The following is a 22249-nucleotide window of genomic DNA, read 5'->3' as shown; positions in this document are numbered from 1 at the left end:
GGAATTCCCGATGACCCAGCTCTCCACCCTCCCGGACGAGGCCCTGCTCGACCGGTTACAGTGCGCCGCCTTCGGTTACTTCGTGCAGAACATGAATCCGCGCAATGGCCTGGTAGCCGATACCTCGCGCGACAACTCCCCGGTCAGCATCGCCGTGGTCGGTTTTGCGCTGTCGTCCTATCCGATAGCGGTGGAGCGGGGCTGGATGGAGCGTGCCGATGCGGTCCAGCGCAGTCTCGCGGTGCTGCGTTTCTTCCGCGACAGCGATCAGAGTGGCAGCCCCACGGCAACCGGCTACAAGGGCTTCTACTATCACTTCCTCGACATCCACACCGGTGCGCGCGTGTGGCAGTCCGAGCTGTCGATGATCGACACCGCACTGCTGATGGCCGGCGTGCTCACCGCCAGCATGTATTTCACGGCCGATACGCCTGATGAAACCGAGCTGCGCGAACTGGCCGATTTCCTCTATCGGCGCATCGACTGGTGCTGGGCACAGGATGACGGAGATACCATCAAGCAGGGCTGGAAACCCGAGAGCGGATTCCTGCACTACGGCTGGGAAGGTTACAGCGAGGCGATCGTGCTCTACGTGCTGGCGCTGGGCTCGCCGACCCACCCGATCAAAGGCGATTGCTACACCGCGTGGACGGCCACCTATCAGTGGGAAAACCTGTACGACAACGATTACCTCTATGCCGGTCCGCTGTTCGTCCATCAGTTCTCGCATGCATGGATCGATCTGCGCGGCATCCGCGACAGTTTCATGCGCGAGAAAGACTTCGATTACTTCGAGAACAGCCGCAGCGCCGTTTCCATCCAGCGCCGGTATACCCAGCTCAATCCGCATGAATTCGCTGGCTACGACGAAAACTGCTGGGGGCTTTCCGCCGGCGACGGTCCCACCGACGAGCAGCCTGACGTGTTCAACGAGGAGCGGCGCCTGTTCGGCTACGCGGCGCGCGGCGTGCCGTACGGCCCGGATGACGGCACGCTGTCACCGTCAGCCGTGCTGGCCTCGCTGCCATTCGCGCCGGAGCGGGTGCTTGAAGCCATGCGCAACATGCTGACGCGCTATCCGCAGATGCTGACTGACGATCGGCTCGCCAGTAGTTTCAACCCGACCGTGGGTGCCAGCGTCGAGCAGCCATGGGTGTCGGCAGGTCATTACGGGCTCGATCAGGGCATTGTGTTGATGATGATCGAGAACCATCGCAGCCAATTCATCTGGCAATTGACGAGCGCTTGCCGCCATATCAGCGACGGCCTGCGGCGCGCCGGATTCGAGGGCGGCTGGTTGCGGCAAGGCCATCCCGGGGGAGCGCACTGATGTCGTCTTTTGATGCGTCGATCACCACGCCGAAGGATGACTATGAAGACAAGCGACTCGCCGACGTGCATCCGCAGGCGTGGGTCAATCCGGAACCGGCGGACCGCTACGCGCTGATCATCGTCGGCGCCGGATCAGCCGGCGTCGCCGCCGCGGAACTGGCCATCGCCATGGGCGTCAAGGTAGCGATGATCGAGCGACACCTGATCGGCGGCACCTGCCTCAACACCGGTTGCGTGCCTTCCAAGGCGCTGATCCGCACCTCGCGACTGTATGCCGAGATGCGTGATGCGGCCCGTTACGGCGCGAAGGTTCCGGACAACATCCAGGTGGACTTTGCCGCTGCGATGGAGCGCGTGCGGCGCATCCGCAGCCATCTCAGCGGTCGCTCGTCGGTACGCCGGCTGGCCGCGCTCGGCGTCGACATGTTCTTCGGCAATGTGCGCTTTGCCGGGCCCGACACGTTGATGGTGAACGAGCAGAAACTGCGTTTCGCCAAGGCGATGATCGCCACCGGCACGCGTCCGCACGTACCGACCATCCCGGGGCTGCGCGAAGCTGGTTTCCTGACCAATGCCAACATCTTCAATCTGACCGAACTGCCGCCGCGGCTGCTGGTGATCGGCGGTGGCCCCGTCGGCTGCGAACTGGCCCAGGCCTTTCGGCATCTGGGTGCGCAAGTCACCATCGTGCAGGACAAGCCGCTGTTTCTCGAAAAGGAGGAACGCGACGCCGCACAGATTCTCTCCGATGCCTTCGCGCGTGACGGCCTCGAGGTGCGGCTCAATACGCAGGTCACCGCCGTGCGCGTGGAAAACGGCCGCAAGCTGGTCGACCTGGTCAGCGCCGATTACCACAGCACCATCGAGGTCGATGCGATCCTCACCGGTGTCGGCCGTGCGCCGAACGTGCAGGGTCTGGATCTGGAAGCGGCGGGTGTCGATTACGATGCCGACAACGGCATAGGCGTCGATGACTTCCTGTGCACCAGCAACCCGCGCATCTATGCAGCCGGCGATGTCTGTCTCGAGGAGCAGTACACCGACACTGCGGCCGCCTCGGCGCGCATCGTGGTGCACAACGCCTTGATGCGGGGTCGCAAGCGCCTGAGCAAACTCGTCATTCCGTGGTGTACCTATACCGATCCGGAAATCTCCCATGTCGGCATGTACGTGCGCGAGGCCAATCGCAAAGGCATCCCGGTCAAGACCTTTACCGTGCCGATGCACCAGATCGATCGTGCCGTGACCGACAGCGAAGAGATCGGCTTCGTGAAAATCCATATCCGCGACGGCACCGACACCATCCTCGGCGCCACCATCGTGGCTCGCCATGCAGGCGAGATGATCAACGAGATCACCCTGGCCATGGTCGCCGGCATTGGCCTGCGCACGCTGGCTAAAGTCATCCACGCCTATCCCACGCAGGCCGAGGCGATCCGCGAAGCCGCCAAGGCCTATGTCCGTACCCGCATCACCCAGCGGCTTCGCGCAAGGTTGCAGCGCTGGCTGGCTCGCTGATCGTCATGTTCATGCAAACGGGTTGCGCTCACGCCGATTTATCGGCGGCCTGCGTAAGATGAGAGACTTGTAATCTCGTCACCTCAACCTAAGGACACGTTATGGAACTTGGCATGATCGGTCTCGGCAAGATGGGCGCCAACATGGCGGAACGTCTGCTGCAAGGTGGCCACAAGGTGACCGGCTTCGACCCGAGCGCGGACGCCCGCAAGGCGCTGGAAGCGCAGGGCGGCGCGTCGGCCGACTCGCTGCAGGCACTGGTCAAGGCGCTGCCCGCGCCACGCGTGCTGTGGCTGATGGTACCGTCCGGCAAGATCACCGATGACACCGTCGACGCACTGCTGGCCGCGCTCGCGCCAGGCGACACCGTGATCGACGGCGGCAACTCCAACTACAAGGACACCCTGCGTCGCGCGGCCACCTACGCCGACAAGAGCCTCAACTACGTCGACTGCGGCACCAGCGGCGGCGTGTGGGGTTTGAAGGAGGGCTACAGCATGATGATCGGCGGCGACGAGAAAGCCGTCGAGGCACTGCGGCCGATCTTCGCGACGCTGGCGCCCGGCAAGGATCAGGGCTGGGGCCGCGTCGGTCCGGTCGGTTCCGGCCACTACACCAAGATGGTCCACAACGGCATCGAGTACGGCATGATGCAGGCCTACGCCGAGGGCTTCTCGATCCTCAAGCACAAGGAGGATTTCGGCCTCGACCTGCACCAGGTCGGCGAGATCTGGCGCTACGGCAGCGTGGTGCGCTCCTGGCTGCTCGACCTCACCACCGACGCACTCAGCAAGAACCCGAACATGGACGGCATCGCGCCGTACGTCGTCGATTCCGGCGAAGGCCGCTGGACCGTCGACGCCGCGCTCGAACTCAACGTGTCCGCGCCGGTGATCACCCTGTCGCTGATGGAGCGCTTCCGCTCGCGCGACAACGACTCGTTTGCGGACAAGCTGCTGGCCTCGATGCGCAACGAGTTTGGTGGGCATGCGATCAAGAAGGAATAGGACGGCACGCGCTGCGCGACCTGCCGACCTCCGATCATCGTCATACCAAGGTCTCGGGCGACGGCAGGTGGCGTCGTGCATATCGCACGAATTGGCACGCTATCTGTTGCTCAGCCGCCGCTCGAGGCAATAAGCGTCGGCATTTCGGATTGCGATTGCTTGGTATACATGGCGATCACGCGCGTTCACCCGAGCCGCAACAATTTCCTCACCGCCGGCAGATTGCGTCGGCTGATTTCCGGGCTGAGTTCGGTGCCGTCGAGACGGGCCAGCACGCGACCGTCGGCAAGGGTCTTGATGCCGAGCAGGCGTGATGGTGGCACCAGGCAATTTCTGTGCAGGCGGATCAGTTGATCGGGGTAGGCTTCTTCCAGCTGGCGCAGCGAATCCTCGATCAGCAGTTCGCCGCGGCGGTGCTGCACGATCACGTACTTTTCGTCGGCGAGCAGGCAGATGACTTCGTCCAGGGCGATGCGCAGCTGCTCGCCACGCATCCGGCCGTGCAGATACGCTGCCGGTTCGCGCGCCGCATCGGCGAGTCGGCGTTGCGCACGCTGCAGTGCATCGCGCAGGCGCTCCAGACGCACCGGCTTGAGCAGGTAGTCGACCGCGCCGAGCTCGAAGGCCTTGAGTGCGTGCTCTTCGTAGGCGGTGCAGAAAATCACTTGCGGCCGGGGACGTCCAGCCAGCCGCTGGGCCAACGCGGTGCCGTTGAGGCCGGGCATGTTGATGTCCAGCAGAAGTACATCCGGATGCAGCTCGCCGAGCGAACCGAGGGCGGCTTCGCCATCGGCGAGGCTGCCGATGATTTCCACGCCATCGCATTCGCCGAGCAGTGCAACCAGGCGAGCGCGCGCCAGTGGTTCGTCGTCGACGATCAGGATGCGCATCACGATGGCTGCCCCGGCAGTTGCAGTACCACCACGTAGCGGTCGCCCTGCGGGCCGACCTGCACGCGGCCTCGTGGCCCGTAGCGATAGGCGATGCGCTGGCGCACGCTGTCCAGGCCGTGACCGTTGCCGGAGGCGGGCGGCGTGGCTGGCAGTGGATTGCCGATCTCGATACGAATGCCGTCACCGTCGCGCTGCCCGCGCAGGATCACCTCGCCGCCTTCACGCAAAGGCTGGATACCGTGGCGCACCGCATTCTCCACCAGCGGTTGCAGCAGCAGCCGGGGCAGCGGGAAGTCGGCGGGAAGATCATCCAGCTCGCGACGCACGTGCAGGCGGGTGCCGAGGCGCAGCTGCTCGATCGCGAGATAGCGCTCGATCAGTGCCAGCTCGTCGCCGAGCGTGCCATCACCGGTGTCGTGCTGGCCCAGTGCGGCGCGGAACAGTTCGGACAGGTCCTCCACCGTGCGCTCGGCCGCGTCGGGATCGACCCGGATCAGCGCCGCCACCGTGTTCATGCTGTTGAACAGGAAGTGCGGGCGGATGCGCGCCTGCAACGCCTCGACCTGTGCCCGCGTGACGGCTGCCAGTCGCAGCTGCCACTGGGCCAGCACGTAGAAGTAGCGCAGCATCGCGGCGCCGAGCAGCGCCGCGATCGCCACGTTGTCGCGTACGAAGATGCCCAGGCTGTTCCGTACAAGCTGCAACTGCAATGCGCCGTCCAGCCAGCGCGTCACCACGCTGGCGACAAGCACGATCAGCATGATCAGCAACCACGCGCCGATGTACGAGGCGTGCCCTGGCAGCCGCTGCAGCCAGGGCCGCAATTTGCACAGCGCCACAATGATGACCAGCACCAGCCACATCACGAACAGCATGCTGACGCTGAAACCGGTCCAGTCGCGCCGGTTGTCGCGGGCCAGCCAGATCACCGTCACGGTCAGCGCGCCGACCATGAACAGCGCAAACATGGCCGGCAGCCGGCAGAATTCCGGCAAGGGGCTGTGTTCGGTGCGGCCGCGCAGGCCGCTGGCGTGGGATGCGCGCATGCAGGCAAGTATGCCGCATGCGCGAGCAAACCTAGATCAGGCGCTGGCCGAGCCAGTAGCGCAGATCGCCGATCTCCTCGGGGCAGACCGCGTGAGCCATCAGATAGGTATGCCATTCCACGGCATAGCCCAGCGATCGCAGCAGGTCGCGTGAATCGGTACCTCGCTGCGGCACCACCACCGGGTCCATGCTGCCGTGACCCCAGAAGATCGGGATGGACGCATTCGCCGCACTGCGTTCGGCAGGGAGTGCCACATATGCCGGCAGATAGGTCGACAGCGCGATGATGCCGGCCAGCTTCTCCGCATGATGCAGACCTGCGGCCAAGGCGATCGCACCGCCCTGCGAGAAGCCGGCCAGGACGATCCGTTCGCTTGGAATGCCGCGCTGATGCTCGCGGGCGATCAGGGTTTCCACCTCGGCTACCGACGCGCGCATACCGGCCTCATCCTGCCGCGCGTTGAGGTCGAATGCAGCGATGTCATACCAGGCACGCATCGACATGCCGTTGTTGATCGTCACCGGCCGCACCGGCGCATGCGGAAACACGAAGCGCAGCGCCGGCCATGTCCGGTCCACCAGCTGCGGCACGATCGGCGCGAAGTCGTTGCCGTCGGCGCCGAGGCCGTGCAGCCATATCACGCTGTGGCTCGGGTTGGGAGCGGTTTCAAGTTCGAGGGCGGGCAGGGTCATGGCTTGGTCGTGATGACGGTGAAGGCAGCATCGTAGCAGTGGCCCTCATCCGTTGCCGCGATTCAGGCCGCGACAGGTCGTGCTTGCAGCCGGGCCAGTGCGCGCTGATGCGAGGCATGGATGTTGTCGCGCTCCGGCAGCGTGCCGTGCGTGATGCAGTCAATCCATTCGTCGGTGGTGAGCACGGCGGCAAAGCGCGATTGCTCGACCACCGTGAAAACGCGGTGGATCTCCTCGGCGGTGGCAAAGCCGGCGCGGTTCGCGTACGACACGCTGCCGGAAGCATCCATCAGGAATTCCACCTGCAAGCCCATGTCGAAGGCATGCTTGATCGTGGTGTCGTTGCAGTTGTGCGTCATGTAGCCGACTACTGTGAGCGTGTCGATGCCGTGCTGCTTGAGCCAATCGCCAAGATCGGTACCGGCGAAGGCGCTGGGCAGCAACTTGCGCAGGTGGTGATCGTGCGGCCGGCTGGCCACCACCTCATGCAGTTGCCAGCCGTGCGAGCCGTTCGCAAAGAGTGGCGCGTCGGCTGGCGACGTTTGCTGCACGGCGATCACCGGTATGCCTGTGGCGCGAGCAGCATCCATTGCCTTGCCGATGTTCTGCAGCGAATCGCCGACCGGCGGGTATTCGATACGCAGGCCACCGGTTTCGTATTCGTTCTGCACATCGATGACGACAAGGGCGCGACGTGGGGTTTGGGTCTGGGTCATGGCGGTATTCCTCGGTGGGACGGGACGCATGTCCCGGTGAGCAAATGATCCGCCGGAGGTGATCTTGCCGGGAGTGGCCTGAATGCCATAATTAGTTAAAATCGGGCCATCTCCAAAGAGTCGTGTCATGGCAAAGATCAAGGTTGCGATCGCGGCGTTCAACGGTATCCGACCATTCCATCTATCGGTGCCATGCGCGGTGTTTGGCGAGGCGGCCGGCGCCGAACCGCTGTTCGATGTGCGTGTATGCGCGGTCGAGCCGGGCGAGCTGCGCAGCCAGATCGGGTTCACCATCGGCACGCGTTACGGCCTGCGCGAGCTGGAGCGGGCACAGATCGTGGTAGTGCCGTCATGGCGCGATACGGGCGAGTCGGCACCACTACCGTTGCTGGCCGCGTTGCGCCGCGCGCACCGGCGCGGTGCGCTGATCGTGGGCTTGTGCCTGGGCGCCTATGTGCTGGCCGAGGCCGGTCTGCTGGATGGCCATCGCGCCACCACGCACTGGCGTTGGACCGAGCTGTTCGCCCAGCGCTACCCGCGGGTGCAGGTCGATCCGGGCGTGCTGTATGTCGACGAAGGCGACGTGCTCACCTCCGCCGGCACTGCCGCGGGTATCGATTGCTGTCTGCATGTCGTGCGAAAGCAGTTCGGGGCCGAGACAGCCAACCGCATTGCACGCACCCTGGTGGTGCCACCACATCGGCAGGGCAGCCAGGCGCAGTACATCGAGCAGCCGGTGTCGTCGACGGCCAGGGTGGGACCGTTGGCGAAGACCCTGGATTGGGCTGCGCACCATCTCGATGCCACGCATAGCCTGGATTCGCTGGCTGCGAAGGCATTGATGAGCCGGCGCAGTTTCACCCGACACTTTCGCCAACACACTGGCACCACGGTAGGTCAATGGCTGCTCGGTCAGCGCCTTGCGCTGGCGCAGCGATTGCTGGAAACCACCGCCCAGCCGGTCGAGCAGATTGCCGAACGCGCCGGCTTCGGCTCCGCGTTGTCGATGCGCCAGCACTTCGGCGTAGCGTTCAACACCACGCCGTCGTTGTACCGCCGGGAGTTCCGTGGGGCTTGATCGTCCTCGGATCGGTGGAAGCACCATGCACAGCTTCAGATGGCCGTTTACCCGTGACTTATGGCACAGCTCGGCACGCGTAGGCATGGCGCTCGGCTATGCTGATTTTTTGCCCGGGAACCTTTCCATGCGTCGACTACTGCTTGCCGGCTTGATCGCCTTTTGTGTGCTGCCTGCGGCGGCGGCTGTGCCGCCGGCATCGACAGCGGGTCCGCTCGACATGGAAACCATCATGGCCAATCCCGACTGGATCGGTCAGTCGGTGGAGGATCCGTACTGGAGCGTAGACGGCCGCAGCCTGTACTACTCGCTCAAGCGCGACGGCAGCCCGGTGCGCGACCTGTACCGGGTCGATCCGGCCAGCGGCAACAGCGTGAAACTCGATCCAGCCGCGATGGCCCAGGCCGATGGGCCGCCCGTGTTCGATCATGCGCACCAGCATGCCGCCTTCATCCTGCACGGTGATGTGTTCGAGGTGGATCTGGCCAGCGGCCGGCGCCGCCAGGTGACGATGACGCCGCAGCACGAGTCGTCGCCGCAGTTCTCCGCCGATGGCCGCGCGCTGCAATATCGCGACGGCAACGATTGGTACAGCTACGACCTGGCCAGCGGCGTGGCTGCACCGGTCGCCGAGCTGAAGTTTGCCGACGATCCGCAGGCGAAGCAGCCGGATGATCTGGACGAGCTGCAACTGAAGCTGTTCAAGACCCTGCGCGAGGTCAAGGCCGACAAGCAGGCCATGCTCGATCAACGCAAGGCGCTGGAAGCGGCCGACCCGGGGCGTGCGCCGCAGCCGTTCTGGCTGGGCGACAAGATCAGGCTTGTCGACAGTGAGTTGTCGCCAGACGGTCGCTGGCTGCTGCTGGTGACCGCGCCAAAGGGACATCAGGAGGGCAAGGCACCGCAGGTCAATCATTACGTGACCGACAGCGGCTACACCGAGCCGGAGGACGCGCGCAATTACGTCGGCCGCAATGACCCGGCGCCGCAGTCGCTATGGCTGCTCGACCTCGCCCATCACCAGAAGTACGCACTGAAAACCGACAGCCTGCCTGGAATCAAGGACGATCCACTGGCCGCACTGCGCAAGCAGGCTGTGGCCGCGCTGGAGAAGGACGGCAAGACCGATGAGGCGACCGCGTTGAAGGCGCCTGAAGTGCGCCCGGTGCGCATCGTGGCCGGTGGCGACGACGGCGGTGGCGGCGGCATCGTGTGGAGCAACGATGGCAGCCAGCTGGCCATCCAGCTGCGCGCGATCGACAACAAGGATCGCTGGATCGCCAGCGTCGATTTCGCCGAACACAAGCTGGTCACGCAGAACCGGTTGACCGATTCGGCCTGGATCAACTGGAGCTTCAACGAATTCGGCTGGCTGCCCGACAACCGCACCCTGTGGTTCGAATCCGAAGCCAGCGGCTGGGCGCAGCTGTACGTCAAGTCGCTGGACGGCAAGGCGCGCCCACTGACCGGCACCGGCTACGAGGTATCGAGCCCGGTCGTGTCGCCGGACGGCAAGTGGTTCTACGTACTCGCCAACAAGCAGGCGCCCTATGCCTACGACGCCTACCGGCTGCCGACCACGGGCGGCGATCTGCAGCGCATCACCCGCTATGAAGGTCTCGGCTGCGCCGAGTGCAGCGTGCCGTTCGTGCTGTCGCCCGACGGCAGCAGGCTTGCCGTGCCGCACTCGACCGCCTACATCCCGCCGCAACTGGCGGTGGTGAATGTCGATGGCTCCGGCGTGCACGAACTCACCGACACGCGTACCGCGAAGTACAAGGCGATGCACTGGGTCGAGCCGCAGTTCGTGAAGGTTCCGAGCAGCCATGGCCATTTCGACATCTGGGCGAAGTATTACCAGCTGGCGGATTACGACGCGACGCAAAAGCATCCGGCCGTACTGTTCGTGCACGGCGCGGGTTACCTGCAGGACGTGACCAAAAGCTGGTCGTACTACTTCCGCGAGCAGATGTTCCAGAACCTGCTGCTGCAGCAAGGCTATGTCGTGCTCGACATGGACTACCGTGCCTCGGCCGGCTACGGCCGCGACTGGCGCGTGGCGATCTATCGCCAGATGGGTCACCCGGAGCTGGAGGACCTGCTCGACGGCAAGGCATGGCTGGTCAAGGACCACGCCGTCGATCCGAAACGCGTGGGCATCTACGGTGGCAGCTACGGCGGCTTCATGACCGAGATGGCGCTGTTGCGCGCGCCCGGCGAATTCGCCGCCGGTGCGGCTCTGCGCGGGCCATCGGACTGGACCAGCTACAACCACGAATACACCTCCAACATCCTCAACGACCCGCAGCTCGATCCCGAGGCCTATCGGATCAGCTCGCCGATCGAGTACGCTGACAAGCTCCAGGATCCGCTGCTGATCGAGCACGGCATGATCGACAACAACGTGATGGCCAGCGATTCGATCCGCCTGTACCAGCGCTTCATCGAACTGCACAAGAAGAACTTCTGGATCTCGCTGTATCCACTGGAACGCCACGGCTTCGAGCATGCCGATTCGTGGTACGACGAATACCGGCGCATTGACGAGCTGTTCAATACGTATGTGAAGCCGGACAGGGCGGCTTCGCAATGAACAGGGATGTGAGTCGGAGGCAATCAGGGTGATGGATGGCCGGTTTCATGGCGACAGCAAAGCTGTTGTCGCCATGGCGTGATCATGAAAGGAATCGAAGCACCGTGAACCTGGCCCTGTTCGATTTTGATGGCACGATCACCACCAGGGAGATGTTTCCCGACTTCATGCGTTTCGCTGTCACGCCGGGAAGGCTCGCGGCCGGCAAGCTCGTGCTCATGCCGCTGGTAGTGGGTTACAAGCTTGGCCTCATCAGCGGCAACACCATTCGTGCGAGCGTGGTGCGCTTCGGATTTCGCGGTGTACCCGTGGCACAAGTCGAGCAAGCCGGAGAAAGGTTTTCCCGTGAGGTCTTGCCGGGCGTCGTTCGGCGGATGGCGCTGGAGCGAATCCAGTGGCACAAGGCGCAGGGCGACGTGGTGGTGGTCGTTTCGGCTGCGCTGGATCTCTATCTTGCGCACTGGTGCCGCCTGCACCAGCTGGATCTGATCTGCTCAAGACTGGAAGCTGCGGATGGCGTGCTCACTGGGCGTTATTGCGGTGAGCAATGCGCCAGCAAGGAAAAGTCCAGACGCATCCTTGAGGCATACGACCTTCGCGATTTCTCCGCGGTGTATGCCTATGGAGATACCAAAGAAGACATGGACATGTTGAGCCTCGCCAGCAGGAAGTACTTCCGCTGGGAGGAAGTGGCCTGATGGTGTCCCACAGCTTGTTGAGTTAGTTCAGGCCGGTCGATGCAAGCCGGCTGCCTCGCGTGCCAGCAACTCGATCGCGTGCCAGTCGCCAGTAGCGAGCAGGCTGGCCGGGGTCAGCCATGAGCCGCCGACGCAGATCACGTTGGGCAGCGCGAGGAAATCCGGCGCGCTGGCGAGGCTGATGCCGCCGGTGGGGCAGAAGCGGACCTGCGGCAGCGGGCTGGCCCAGGCGCCGAGCAGCTTGTGGCCACCGGCCGGCACCGCCGGGAAGAACTTCAAATGACGGTAACCGCGCTCAAGCATAGCCATCACTTCACTGGCGGTGGCAGCGCCGGGCAGCAGCGGCAATTCGCTGTCGTCAGCAGCATCGAGCAAGTGCGGCGATACTCCGGGCGAGACGGCGAAGCGGGCGCCGGCCTGTTGCGCTGCTTTCAGATCACGTGCGCTGAGCACTGTGCCGACGCCGATCATCGCGCCTTCCACTTCGGCGGCAATCGCGCGGATCGCGTCCAGGGCGGCCGCCGTGCGTAGGGTCACTTCGATCGCCGGCGTGCCGCCGGCGACCAGGGCGTGCGCCATCAGCACGGCCGCGTGGACATCGTCGATCACCACCACCGGAATCACCGGTGCCAGCCGCATCGTGGTTTCGATTTGCTGCTGCTTGAGTTCGATGCTGCTCATGGATTCACTCGCTAGGCGGATTTGTGTGTAGAAGCGCACCCTGTGCGCGAATGCTCTTATTCACACATCGGCAAAGTGCATTCGCGCACAGGGTGCGCTCCTACAGGGATTGCGTCACAGCACACCGGCGCCGAGATCGGCGCTGGTCGCAGCTTGCCGGAACAGACCGAACAATTCGCGACCCATGCCGCTGTGCTGGGCGGACAGGTCGGCGGTGTGCGGCAGGCGTGCATCCAGTTCGTGCGCTTCCATCAGGACGTCCAGACGTCCGTTCACTGCATCCAGGCGGATCATGTCGCCGTTGCGGATCTTGGCGATATTGCCGCCGGCGACGGCTTCGGGTGTGACGTGGATCGCCGCCGGCACGCGTCCGGATGCGCCGGACATGCGCCCATCGGTAAGCAGTGCAATGCGGTGACCGCGATCCTGCAGCAGCGTCAGCGTCGGGGTGAGCTTGTGCAGCTCGGGCATGCCGTTCGCCTGCGGGCCCTGGAAGCGCACCACCGCCACGAAATCGCGATTGAGTTCACCGCGCTTGAACGCTGCCGGCAATTCATCCTGATCCTGGAACACGATCGCTGGCGCCTCGATCAGCAGGCGGTCGTCCGGTACCGAGGAGACCTTGATTACCGCGCGACCGAGATTGCCCTGCAGCATGCGCAGGCCGCCATCGGCACGGAACGGTTCGTCGGTACCGCGCAGCACGCCACGGTTGCCACTCTGCTTCGCCACCGGTTTCCAGTGCAGCGCATTGGCATCGTCGAGGTATGGCACCTGCGCATAGCCACCCATACCGGTGCCGAAGATGGTGTTGACGTCGGCGTGCAGCAGGCCGGCGCCGACCAGCTGGTCGATCAGGAAGGCCATGCCGCCGGCCTCGTGGAACTGATTCACGTCGGCGTAGCCATTCGGGTACACGCGCGCCAGCAGCGGTATCACCCCGGACAACGCATCGAAATCGTCCCAGCGCAACTGGATGCCGGCGGCATGTGCGATCGCCACCAGATGCAGCAGGTGGTTGGTGGAGCCGCCGGTCGCGTGCAGGCCGATCACGCCGTTGATGATCGCGCGCTCGTCGATGATGTGGCCGATCGGCAGACGGTGTTCGCCCGGTGCGCTGAGTGTGCCGATGCGACGCACCACGTCGGCGGTAAGCGCATCGCGCAGCGGTGTGTCCGGTGCAGTGAAGCTGGCGCCGGGCAGGTGCAGGCCCATGATCTCCATCAGCATCTGGTTGGAGTTGGCCGTGCCATAGAAGGTGCAGGTGCCCGGGGCGTGATACGAGGCGGCCTCGACTTCCAGCAGCTCGGCCTTGCTCGCCTTGCCGTCTGCCCAGGCCTGGCGCACCTTTGATTTCTGCTCGTTGGGAATGCCGCTGGGCATCGGCCCCGACGGCACAAACGCGCCAGGCAGATGACCGAAGCTCAACGCGCCGATCAGCAGGCCCGGCACGATCTTGTCGCAGATGCCCAGGTACAGCGCGCCATCGAACATGTCGTGCGACAGCGACACCGCGGTGGCCATCGCGATCAGGTCGCGCGAGAACAGCGACAGCTGCATGCCGGGCTGGCCCTGGGTGACGCCGTCGCACATCGCCGGCACGCCGCCGGCGACTTGCGCGGTGAAGCCGGCATCACGCGCGATCTGACGGATCAGCGCGGGATAGCGCTCGTACGGTTGATGCGCCGACAGCATGTCGTTGTAGGCGGTGATGATGGCGAGGTTGGCACCGCGACCGTTGCGCAGTGCATCCTTGTCCGTGCTGCCGCAGGCGGCGAAGCCGTGCGCGAGGTTGCCGCAGGACAGGTGCTCACGTTGCGGGCCTTTGCGGTCGATCGCGTCGATCCGCTGCAGATAGGCAGTGCGCGTCTGGCGGCTGCGCTCGCGCAGGCGTTCGGTGACTTCGGCGACAACGGGGTGCAGCGTACTCATGACTTGTTCCGGCGATGACGGGGTGGTGTGGTGGAGGTTTCGGGATTGGGTGATGCGTCACGGGCACCAGTAAACGGCCACTGGTACGCGCTGCTGGGTCAGTACCGCGCGCACGGGGTAGTTCTTGGCAGTATCAAGACCGAGGCGGACATCGGCGAGCAGGTCGCGCTTGTGCTCCCCGGTCACCAGCAGGTACAGCGCATGGGTATCCAGCAAGGTCGGCAAGGTCAGCGTGATGCGCGGTTCGCCGGCGCCAGGTGCACGCATCGGCAAGACGCGGGTTTGGCCTTCCAGATCGAGTGCCTCGGCCAGATGGTCGCCGCCGGGAAAGAACGAGGCGGTGTGGCCGTCGTCACCCATACCAAGCACCACGGCGTCGAAGGGAAGCTTCAATGCGTCGATACGTGCGGTGACCGCGGCCAGGCCTTGCTCCGGCGTCGGCGCATCGGTGTAGAGCGGCACGAACTGCGCCACGCCCGCGGCGTGTTGCAGAAGCAGTGTTTTCGCCAGCCGGGCATTCGAGCGCTCGTCGCTGTCCGGCACCCAGCGCTCGTCGACGAGGGTGACCTGCACCTTTGCCCAGTCCAGCGTTTCGCGCGACAGGTGCGCAAAGAACTCCTTCGGTGTGCTGCCGCCGGAAACCGCCAATACCGCATGGCCGCGTTCGGCCAGTGCACTGCGCAGGCGTTCGGCGACGCGTTCGGCCAGTGCCACGGCCTGCGCGTTGCCATCGGTGAAGCTATGAGTGGTGACGTTCAAGTGGATGGTCATGTTGGATGATGGTGTGCCCGGCGTTCTAGTGAATGCAGGCACGCGTCCCGTGAGGAAGAGAGGCAAAGTTTGCTGCATGCGTCGGCATGACCGGGTGAAGCGACAGTAAACGTGATGCTCTATTCACTGTCCTCGTTCCAGGTACGGCCGTCGCGTTCGATCAGTGCCACGGCGGCGCTCGGCCCCCAGCTGCCGGCGGCATACGGCCGCGGTGCTTCACCGCTGGCGGACCAGGCGGCGAGGATCGGGCCGGCCCAGCGCCATGCCGCCTCCACCTCGTCGCGGCGCATGAACAGGGTGGGGTTGCCGCGCACCACGTCCAGCAGCAGGCGCTCGTACGCATCCGGCTGCTGCACGCCGAACGCTTCGGCGAAACTCATGTCCAGCGGTACGTGGCGCAGGCGCAGGCCGCCGGGGCCGGGATGCTTGATGGTCAGCCACAACTTCACGCCTTCGTCCGGCTGCAGCCGCAGCACCAGCCGATTCTGCGACAGGGTGCCGGCGTCGGGATTGAAGATCGAGTGCGGTACTGGCTTGAACGTGACCACGATCTCCGACACGCGGTCGGGCAGCCGCTTGCCGGTACGCAGGTAGAACGGCACGCCGGCCCAGCGCCAGTTGGCGATTTCCGCCTTCAGCGCCACGAAGGTTTCGGTATTCGACTTGGTGTTGCCCAGTTCGTCCGGATAGCCGGGCACGCTGGCACCCTCGGCCACACCGGCGCGGTACTGGCCACGCACGGTGAGCTGGGCGACATTGCTTTCGTCGATCGGTTTCAGCGAATGCAGCACCTTCAGCTTCTCGTCGCGCACCGCATCGGGTGCCAGCGACGACGGCGGCTCCATCGCGACCATGCACAGCAGTTGCAGCATGTGGTTCTGCACCATGTCGCGCAGCGCGCCAGCGCGGTCGTAGTACGCACCGCGATGGCCGACGCCAAGTGTCTCGGCGACGGTGATCTGCACATGGTCGATGTGCGCGGAGTTCCATAGCGGCTCGAACAGTGCATTGCCGAAGCGCAGCACCAGGAGGTTCTGCACCGTCTCCTTGCCGAGGTAATGGTCGATGCGAAAGGTCTGCGATTCGCTGAACACCTTGCCGACCGCGTCGTTGATCTGATTGGCGCTGTCGAGGTCGCGGCCGATAGGCTTCTCCAGCACCACGCGCGACTTGCCCTGGTTGAGTCCGTAATGGCCCAGCCGGCCGCAGATGTCGACGAACAGTTCCGGCGAGGTCGAGAGATAGAACACGCGCACGTGTTCCGGTTGCGCGCCGATGAAGGCGGCGAAGTCGTCCCAGCCCTCATCCTTGCGTGCGTCCAGCGGACGGTAGAACACCTGCTGCAGGAACACGTCGAGTTTCGCGGCGTCGCAGATGCCGACGAGTGCCTCGCGCAGCGACGCGCGGTAGCCGGCGTCGTCCAATGCCTCGCGGGCGATGCCGACGATGCGGCTGCTGGCCGGGATCTGGCCGTCGAGAAAGCGGTGGAACAGGGCCGGCAGCAGCTTGCGCACGGCGAGATCGCCAGTGCCACCGAAGATCACCAGGTCGAACGGTTCGACCGATTGGGAGGAAGCAGTCACGCAGTCACCTCGACACGATGCCGGACGGTGGGCAGGTGGCCGGATGGCGCTCCTGCCCGGATGGAATTGATCGTACCAGTGAAATACCAGATCGGCTACCGCTATGCATACGAATTCATGGAAACGCACGCCGACTGATACGGAAGTCGGGCTATCTCGCCATATCGTTCATCCTGAGCGCAGGCTACAGGCCGAAGTCGAGGGTTTCCGGGCCCGCTTCGACTTCGCTCGCCGGCGCGAGCTACGTTCAGTGTGAGCGCCTCCCGGCAACGGGCTTGTGTTTAGTGGTTTGCTATTGGTATCTTTACTGGAATGGAAACCGCACTGGCCAACGAATACCGCCGGATCTGCCACGACCCGGCCACGCACCAGCCGCTGGCCTATCTGCGCCTGCGCCGCGCGATCCGCAATGTGGTCGAGCATCGTGATATCGAGCCGGGCCAGGCACTCCCCAGCGAGCGCGACCTGTCGCAGGCGCTCAAGCTGTCGCGGGTGACCGTGCGCAAGGCGATCGCCGGTCTGGTCGAGGAAGGGCTGCTGACGCAACGCCATGGTGCCGGCACCTTCATTGCCGAACGCATCGTCAAGCCGATGTCGCGGTTGACCAGTTTCACCGAAGATCTGCGCGAACGCGGGCTGTCGCCCCGTTCGGAATTCTTCGAGCGCGGCATCGGCGAGGTGACGCCGGAAGAGTCGATGGCGCTGAACCTGTCACCCGGTTCGCTGGTGGTGCGCCTGCATCGCGTGCGTTACGGCCAGGACGAACCGTTGGCGATCGAGCGCAGCGTGGTGCCGGCCAGCGTGCTGCCCGATCCGATGCTGGTGCGCGACTCGCTGTACGAGGCGCTGGAACATCTCAACTGCCGCCCGCGCCGCGCGCTGCAACGGCTGCGCGCGGTCTCGCTGAATGCGCAGCAGGCGCGTCTGCTGCATGTGGCGGCGGGCAGCGCGGGATTGAACATCGAACGACGCAGTTTCCTGGACGACGGCCGCGTGGTCGAGTTCACCTGCTCGTGGTATCGCGGCGACATCTATGACTTCGTTGCCGAACTGCAGACCGACTGAGGCCAGCTTGAACACACATGCCCGCGACACCCTGATGTACCGCGAAGCGCACGAGGCGGCCGACGTGGTCGCGCGCCAGTTTGCCGCCAACGAGAAGGCGGTCAGCGAACTGGCGCAGACACTTCGCGCGCAGCCGCCGCGCTTCATCGTCACCTGCGCACGCGGCAGTTCCGATCATGCTGCGGCGTATGCGAAATACGTGTTCGAGACGCAGCTGGGCATCGTCACGGCCTCGGCTTCGCCGTCGGTCACCTCGATCTATGCGGCCGAGCAGCGCTGGCAAGATGCGTTGTTCATCGCGATCTCGCAGTCGGGCAAGAGCCCCGACCTAGTGCGCAATGCCCAGGCGGCCAAAATTGCCGGTGCGCATGTGGTGGCCATGGTCAACGTGGAGGATTCGCCGCTGGCGGCGATTGCCGATACGGTGATCCCGCTGCACGCCGGACCGGAACGCAGCGTGGCAGCGACCAAGAGCTACATCGCGGCACTGGCTGCCGTACTGCATCTGTGCGCGCGCTGGCGCGGCGATGCCGAATTGGATGCCGCCTTGCGCGTGTTGCCCGATGCCTTGCGCGCCGGTTGGGATGCCGACTGGTCGGCGTTGAGCGAAGGCCTGGTCGATGCGCACAACCTGTTCGTGGTCGGACGCGGCTTCGGTTTCGGCATCGCACTGGAAGCCGCACTGAAGTTCAAGGAAACCTGCGGCTTGCATGCCGAGGCGTTCAGCGCGGCCGAGGTGAAGCACGGCCCGATGGCGCTGGTCGGGCCGCACTTCCCGGTGCTGTGCTTCGCGCAGGACGACGATACGTTGGACAGCACGCTGGCGGTGGCGCGCGAATTCCGCGGTCGCGGGGCACAGGTCTTCGTGGCGGCGCCCGGCCTGGACGGCGCGGGTACGTTGCCGGTGATTGGCGGGCTGCCGGCGCTTTGCACGCCATTGCTGATCATCCAGAGTTTCTATCGCGCGGCGAGCGAACTGGCACTGCGCCGCGGCTTCAATCCCGACGTGCCACCGCATCTCAACAAGGTGACCGAAACGGTCTGAGCTAGCCATGACTCTCGCCCTCATCAATGGTCGCGTACTTACTCCAGACGGCTGGCGCAACGATCTCGCCGTGCTGCTGGAGGGCGCGCGCATTGTCGATCTGTTGCCGCTTGCCGATCCGAGTGTGCGCAGCGCAACACCGCACGACTTGCATGGTGCAATGCTGCTGCCGGGCTTCATCGACACCCAGGTGAATGGCGGCGGCGGCGTGTTGTTCAACGACGCGCCCACGGTGGAGACGATCCGCCGGATCGGCGCAGGGCATCGACGCTACGGCACCACCGGCTTCCTGCCGACCCTGATCAGCGACCGTGTCGATGTCATGCGCGCCGCACTTGGCGCGGTGGAGCAGGCGCTGGCCGAAGATGTGCCGGGTGTACTCGGCATCCATCTGGAAGGCCCGTACCTGGCGCCGGCGCGCAAGGGCGTACACGACCCGAAATTTTTCCACATGCCAGGTAGCGAAGAACTGGCGCTGCTGTGCGCGCCGCATCGTGGCGTGCGCCTGCTCACGCTGGCGCCCGAGCAGGTACCGCTGGCCAGCATCGGCGCTCTGGCCGCGGCCGGGGTGATCGTCTGCGCCGGCCATACCGCGGCCGATTACGCGACCACGTGCGCCGCACTCGCCGGCGGCGTGCGTGGCTTCACTCACCTGTTCAACGCGATGACGCCATTCGGCAGTCGCGAACCGGGCGTGGTCGGTGCCGCGCTGGAGGATGCCGACAGCTGGTGTGGGCTGATTGTCGACGGTCATCACGTGCATCCGGCCAGCCTGCGCGTGGCGATCGCGGCGAAACCACGCGGCAAGATGCTGCTGGTCACCGACGCGATGCCGCCGGTCGGTGCGGACGATCCGACCTTCGTACTCAATGGCGAAACCATCATCGCCAAGGACGGTATCTGCCAGACCGCGCAAGGCGTGCTGGCGGGCTCCGCGCTGGACATGGCCGGCGCGGTGCGCAATGCGGTGGAGATGCTCGGCCTGCGGCTGGATGAAGCGGTACGCATGGCCAGCACCTATCCCGCCGAGTTCCTCGGCCTCGGCGCCAGCCATGGCCGGATCGCCGCCGGCTACCAGGCCGACCTGGTGGTGCTGGACGACGACTACCGCGTGCAGCAGAGCTGGATCAGCGGGGTGGCTCTGTAGGAGCGCACTCTGTGCGCGATGCTCTGGTGCTGATCGTGCCAAGAGAGCATTCGCGCACAGGGTGCGCTCCTACACGGCGTTCACACGGGCCGCGTTTGCTGAAATAGCCGTCCGAAGCTAAAGTGGCGCGGTTCAGGTGTCCCGACAGGCATGACGTCCAAGGGATGAAACGGGAAGCCGGTGCGTGGTGTTCGACAACACTGCAAGGCCGGCGCTGCCCCCGCAACGGTAAGCGAGATTCACGAACGGCGAACGCCACTGTGCTTGAGCACGGGAAGGTGCTGTTCCGGACATGCGGATCCCCGCATGTCGCTCGCAAGCCCGGAGACCGGCCCGAACGATTCCTGGTGGCTCGCGGTGGGCGAGGCCGAACCACGCGTGTGGCGATCCTGCCTGCCCGTCGTTCCGTCTCCCCTATGCCTGCTGCCAGCTCATTGCAACCATGAGCCGTGCGCGGGTGTGCGGCCGAGGGGAATACCTTGAAGAAGACCTTGCTGGCAGCGGCAATCCTGAGCTGCACGATAACCGCTCATGCGGCGGACCAGAACGACACGACCGCCCAGAACAATGCGACGGCACTGGATCCGGTGATCGTCACGGCCACCCGCACCGCGATCACCGTGGACGATGCACTGTCGTCGGTCACCGTGATCACCCGCGCCGATATCGAGCGGCTGCAGCCGGTATCGGTGATCGACCTGCTGACTGGCCTGCCCGGCGTGACCTTCACCCAGAGCGGCGGCCTTGGCCAGCAGAGCTCGCTTTTCCTGCGCGGCACCAATTCCACCCATACGCTGGTGCTGATCGACGGCGTGCGGATCGGTTCGGTGACGGCCGGGCTGGCCTCGCTGGAGCAGATTCCGGTGGAGCAGATCGAGCGCATCGAGATCGTGCGCGGTCCGCGCTCGAGCCTGTACGGCGCCGACGCGATCGGCGGCGTGATCCAGATCTTTACCCGCCATGGCCAGGCCGACGGCGGCATCACGCCGTCGCTGAGCATGACGGCCGGCAGCAATGGCCTGTTCGGCAGCCAGGCCGGCCTGTCCGGCGGCGACCAGCATGCCTGGTACAACGTCAGCCTGGGCGGCGAGTACACCAGCGGCTTTCCCGGCTGCAAGTTCGGCGCGGCCGAGGCCAACGGCGGCAACGGCGCCGGCTGCTTCGTCGACGATCTGCGCGATGACGCCTACCGCAACTGGAATGGCTCCGCCAATGCCGGCTACCGCTGGGACAACGGCACCGAGCTGGCCTTCACCTGGCTGCGCAGCAAGAACGACGTGGAATATGCTGGCAGCCCTTACGGCGGCAACGATGCGGTCAACGAGCAGCGCGTGGCTGGCGTGCGCTTGAGCTTCTCGCCGCTGGACATCTGGAAGGTCACGTTGAATGCGGGGCAGAGCAAGGACCTCGCCACCACGTATTACCAGGGCACCTATTACGGCACCTACTACCCGTTCGCGCAGACCGGTTTTTACAACTCGCGGCGCAACCAGTACTCGTGGCAGAACGACATCGAGCTCGCCTCGAACCAGCTGCTGACGGTCGGCGTGGATTACCAGCAGGAACACCTCGACAGCAGCACCGGTTACCTGGCCGACAACCGCAACGACACCGGCACCTATGTGCAATACCAGGGCACGTTCGGCCGCAACGAGCTGCAGGCGTCCGCGCGACATGACGACAACTCGCAGTACGGCGGCCACGACACCGGCGCGCTGGCCTGGGGTTACAGCTTCGATCACGATCTGCGCCTGATGGCCAGCTACGGCACGGCGTTCCACGCGCCGACCTTCAACGACCTGTACTACCCGCCGTACTACGGCATCCCGTCGGCCAATCCCAATCTCAAGCCGGAGAAGTCGCGCAGCGGCGAACTGGGCCTGAGCCAGAAGCTCGGCATCTGGAACTGGGCGGTGAATGCCTACCAGACCGACATCGACGACCTGATCCTGCTCGACCCCAGCCAGAACTACGTGCCGTTCAATGTCAGCAAGGCACGCATCCGTGGCTTGGAAGGCCAGCTCGGCGCGAACCTGGATGGCTGGCAGGTGCAGGGTTATCTGACCCTGCAGCAACCGAAGGACGACGGCGGCGCTGCCGATGCCAACAGCGGCAACCTGCTGCCGCGTCGCCCGGAGCGCACCGCGCGCATCGACATCGACCGTCGCTTCGGCGACTTCGGCGTCGGCACCACCTGGTATGTCGCCGGCAGGAGCTACGACGATGCCGCCAATGTGAACCGCCTCGGCGGCTACAGTACGCTGGCGCTGCGCGCGAGTTGGCACTTCACAGCCGACTGGCAGGTCGAGGCCAAGCTCGCCAATGCGTTCGATAAAGAGTACGAGACCGTTTACTACTACAACCAGCCTGGTCGCACCTGGTACCTGACCCTGCGTTACAGCCCGTCCACGCACTGAGTTGTTGCATGAACCGCCGGCACGGAAGCCGGC

At 64.9% G+C, this 22249-nt stretch carries 18 protein-coding genes and 1 riboswitch; of the genes, 10 read left to right on the top strand and 8 right to left on the bottom strand.

Annotation, left to right across the window (positions count from 1 at the left end; translation table 11 throughout):
* Nucleotides 1–10: 10 nt before the first annotated feature.
* From B0E50_RS08820 to gnd, 3 genes are all read left to right on the top strand, one after another.
* The gene (locus B0E50_RS08820; protein WP_077440808.1) at nucleotides 11–1330 is read left to right on the top strand and encodes a glucoamylase family protein; all 1320 of its coding nucleotides are present in this window, start codon (nucleotides 11–13) and stop codon (nucleotides 1328–1330) included.
* Entirely contained in the window at nucleotides 1330–2850 is a 1521-nt protein-coding gene (locus B0E50_RS08815) for a mercuric reductase (protein ID WP_077440807.1), read from the top strand. The genes B0E50_RS08820 and B0E50_RS08815 overlap by 1 nt, the downstream gene beginning before the upstream one ends.
* A 101-nt stretch (nucleotides 2851–2951) precedes the next feature.
* Nucleotides 2952–3857, top strand: a complete 906-nt coding sequence (gene gnd, locus B0E50_RS08810) for a phosphogluconate dehydrogenase (NAD(+)-dependent, decarboxylating) (protein ID WP_077440806.1) — start codon at nucleotides 2952–2954, stop codon at nucleotides 3855–3857.
* 185 nt (nucleotides 3858–4042) lie between these two features.
* On the opposite strand, the gene B0E50_RS08805 is transcribed toward gnd, so the two are convergent.
* From B0E50_RS08805 to B0E50_RS08790, 4 genes are all read right to left on the bottom strand, one after another.
* On the bottom strand, nucleotides 4043–4747 hold the full coding sequence (locus B0E50_RS08805; protein WP_077440805.1) for a LytTR family DNA-binding domain-containing protein: 705 nt from the start codon (nucleotides 4745–4747) through the stop codon (nucleotides 4043–4045).
* A complete protein-coding gene (locus B0E50_RS08800; RefSeq protein WP_077440804.1) occupies nucleotides 4747–5796 on the bottom strand; it encodes a histidine kinase in 1050 nt (349 codons plus the stop codon). Before B0E50_RS08800 ends, B0E50_RS08805 begins: the two co-directional genes overlap by 1 nt.
* 31 nt (nucleotides 5797–5827) lie before the next feature.
* On the bottom strand, nucleotides 5828–6490 hold the full coding sequence (locus tag B0E50_RS08795; RefSeq protein ID WP_077440803.1) for an alpha/beta hydrolase: 663 nt from the start codon (nucleotides 6488–6490) through the stop codon (nucleotides 5828–5830).
* Nucleotides 6491–6552: 62 nt separating this feature from the next.
* Nucleotides 6553–7206, bottom strand: a complete 654-nt coding sequence (locus tag B0E50_RS08790) for a cysteine hydrolase family protein (protein WP_077440802.1) — start codon at nucleotides 7204–7206, stop codon at nucleotides 6553–6555.
* Nucleotides 7207–7333: 127 nt separating this feature from the next.
* On the opposite strand from B0E50_RS08790, the gene B0E50_RS08785 reads away from it, so the two are divergent.
* From B0E50_RS08785 to B0E50_RS08775, 3 genes are all read left to right on the top strand, one after another.
* Nucleotides 7334–8284: a helix-turn-helix domain-containing protein gene (locus tag B0E50_RS08785; protein WP_077440801.1), complete on the top strand. Its 951-nt coding sequence runs from the start codon at nucleotides 7334–7336 to the stop codon at nucleotides 8282–8284.
* A 127-nt stretch (nucleotides 8285–8411) separates the two neighbouring features.
* Entirely contained in the window at nucleotides 8412–10877 is a 2466-nt protein-coding gene (locus B0E50_RS08780) for a prolyl oligopeptidase family serine peptidase (RefSeq protein WP_077440910.1), read from the top strand.
* A 104-nt stretch (nucleotides 10878–10981) separates the two neighbouring features.
* On the top strand, nucleotides 10982–11575 hold the full coding sequence (locus B0E50_RS08775) for an HAD family hydrolase (protein WP_077440909.1): 594 nt from the start codon (nucleotides 10982–10984) through the stop codon (nucleotides 11573–11575).
* A gap of 27 nt (nucleotides 11576–11602) precedes the next feature.
* Here the strand turns inward: B0E50_RS08775 and eda are convergent, their stop codons facing one another.
* From eda to zwf, 4 genes are all read right to left on the bottom strand, one after another.
* Nucleotides 11603–12256, bottom strand: a complete 654-nt coding sequence (gene eda / locus B0E50_RS08770) for a bifunctional 4-hydroxy-2-oxoglutarate aldolase/2-dehydro-3-deoxy-phosphogluconate aldolase (RefSeq protein WP_077440800.1) — start codon at nucleotides 12254–12256, stop codon at nucleotides 11603–11605.
* 114 nt (nucleotides 12257–12370) lie between these two features.
* Entirely contained in the window at nucleotides 12371–14188 is a 1818-nt protein-coding gene (edd, locus tag B0E50_RS08765; protein WP_077440799.1) for a phosphogluconate dehydratase, read from the bottom strand.
* Nucleotides 14189–14245: 57 nt separating this feature from the next.
* Nucleotides 14246–14959, bottom strand: a complete 714-nt coding sequence (gene pgl, locus B0E50_RS08760) for a 6-phosphogluconolactonase (RefSeq protein ID WP_077440798.1) — start codon at nucleotides 14957–14959, stop codon at nucleotides 14246–14248.
* A 119-nt stretch (nucleotides 14960–15078) separates the two neighbouring features.
* Nucleotides 15079–16542, bottom strand: coding sequence for a glucose-6-phosphate dehydrogenase (gene zwf / locus B0E50_RS08755; protein ID WP_077440797.1), 1464 nt, complete (start codon nucleotides 16540–16542; stop codon nucleotides 15079–15081).
* Nucleotides 16543–16854: 312 nt separating this feature from the next.
* Here zwf and B0E50_RS08750 point away from each other — a divergent pair, with 312 nt between their 5' ends.
* From B0E50_RS08750 to btuB, 4 genes are all read left to right on the top strand, one after another.
* A complete protein-coding gene (locus B0E50_RS08750) occupies nucleotides 16855–17607 on the top strand; it encodes a GntR family transcriptional regulator (RefSeq protein WP_077440796.1) in 753 nt (250 codons plus the stop codon).
* A gap of 34 nt (nucleotides 17608–17641) precedes the next feature.
* Nucleotides 17642–18652, top strand: a complete 1011-nt coding sequence (locus B0E50_RS08745; RefSeq protein WP_254427235.1) for an SIS domain-containing protein — start codon at nucleotides 17642–17644, stop codon at nucleotides 18650–18652.
* Nucleotides 18653–18659: 7 nt separating this feature from the next.
* Nucleotides 18660–19799: an N-acetylglucosamine-6-phosphate deacetylase gene (nagA, locus tag B0E50_RS08740; RefSeq protein ID WP_077440794.1), complete on the top strand. Its 1140-nt coding sequence runs from the start codon at nucleotides 18660–18662 to the stop codon at nucleotides 19797–19799.
* 117 nt (nucleotides 19800–19916) lie between these two features.
* Nucleotides 19917–20151, top strand: a riboswitch (cobalamin riboswitch).
* A gap of 127 nt (nucleotides 20152–20278) precedes the next feature.
* Nucleotides 20279–22216 (top strand): TonB-dependent vitamin B12 receptor, encoded by a 1938-nt coding sequence (gene btuB / locus B0E50_RS08735; protein WP_077440793.1) that lies wholly within the window; start codon nucleotides 20279–20281, stop codon nucleotides 22214–22216.
* The last annotated feature ends 33 nt before the right edge of the window (nucleotides 22217–22249 follow it).

It is taken from the genome of Rhodanobacter sp. C01 (assembly GCF_002001045.1).
GTDB lineage: Bacteria > Pseudomonadota > Gammaproteobacteria > Xanthomonadales > Rhodanobacteraceae > Rhodanobacter.
The sequence above is the reverse complement of the archived record's forward strand: the minus strand, read 5'-3'. Positions and strand labels throughout refer to the sequence as shown.

Coding starts and splice junctions, on each gene's coding strand:
- B0E50_RS08820 (WP_077440808.1), top strand. CDS start 11: ATGACCCAGCTCTCCACCCTCCCGGACGAGGCCCTGCTCGACCGGTTA.
- B0E50_RS08815 (WP_077440807.1), top strand. CDS start 1,330: ATGTCGTCTTTTGATGCGTCGATCACCACGCCGAAGGATGACTATGAA.
- gnd (WP_077440806.1), top strand. CDS start 2,952: ATGGAACTTGGCATGATCGGTCTCGGCAAGATGGGCGCCAACATGGCG.
- B0E50_RS08805 (WP_077440805.1), bottom strand. CDS start 4,747: ATGCGCATCCTGATCGTCGACGACGAACCACTGGCGCGCGCTCGCCTG.
- B0E50_RS08800 (WP_077440804.1), bottom strand. CDS start 5,796: ATGCGCGCATCCCACGCCAGCGGCCTGCGCGGCCGCACCGAACACAGC.
- B0E50_RS08795 (WP_077440803.1), bottom strand. CDS start 6,490: ATGACCCTGCCCGCCCTCGAACTTGAAACCGCTCCCAACCCGAGCCAC.
- B0E50_RS08790 (WP_077440802.1), bottom strand. CDS start 7,206: ATGACCCAGACCCAAACCCCACGTCGCGCCCTTGTCGTCATCGATGTG.
- B0E50_RS08785 (WP_077440801.1), top strand. CDS start 7,334: ATGGCAAAGATCAAGGTTGCGATCGCGGCGTTCAACGGTATCCGACCA.
- B0E50_RS08780 (WP_077440910.1), top strand. CDS start 8,412: ATGCGTCGACTACTGCTTGCCGGCTTGATCGCCTTTTGTGTGCTGCCT.
- eda (WP_077440800.1), bottom strand. CDS start 12,256: ATGAGCAGCATCGAACTCAAGCAGCAGCAAATCGAAACCACGATGCGG.
- edd (WP_077440799.1), bottom strand. CDS start 14,188: ATGAGTACGCTGCACCCCGTTGTCGCCGAAGTCACCGAACGCCTGCGC.
- pgl (WP_077440798.1), bottom strand. CDS start 14,959: ATGACCATCCACTTGAACGTCACCACTCATAGCTTCACCGATGGCAAC.
- B0E50_RS08750 (WP_077440796.1), top strand. CDS start 16,855: ATGGAAACCGCACTGGCCAACGAATACCGCCGGATCTGCCACGACCCG.
- B0E50_RS08745 (WP_254427235.1), top strand. CDS start 17,642: ATGTACCGCGAAGCGCACGAGGCGGCCGACGTGGTCGCGCGCCAGTTT.
- nagA (WP_077440794.1), top strand. CDS start 18,660: ATGACTCTCGCCCTCATCAATGGTCGCGTACTTACTCCAGACGGCTGG.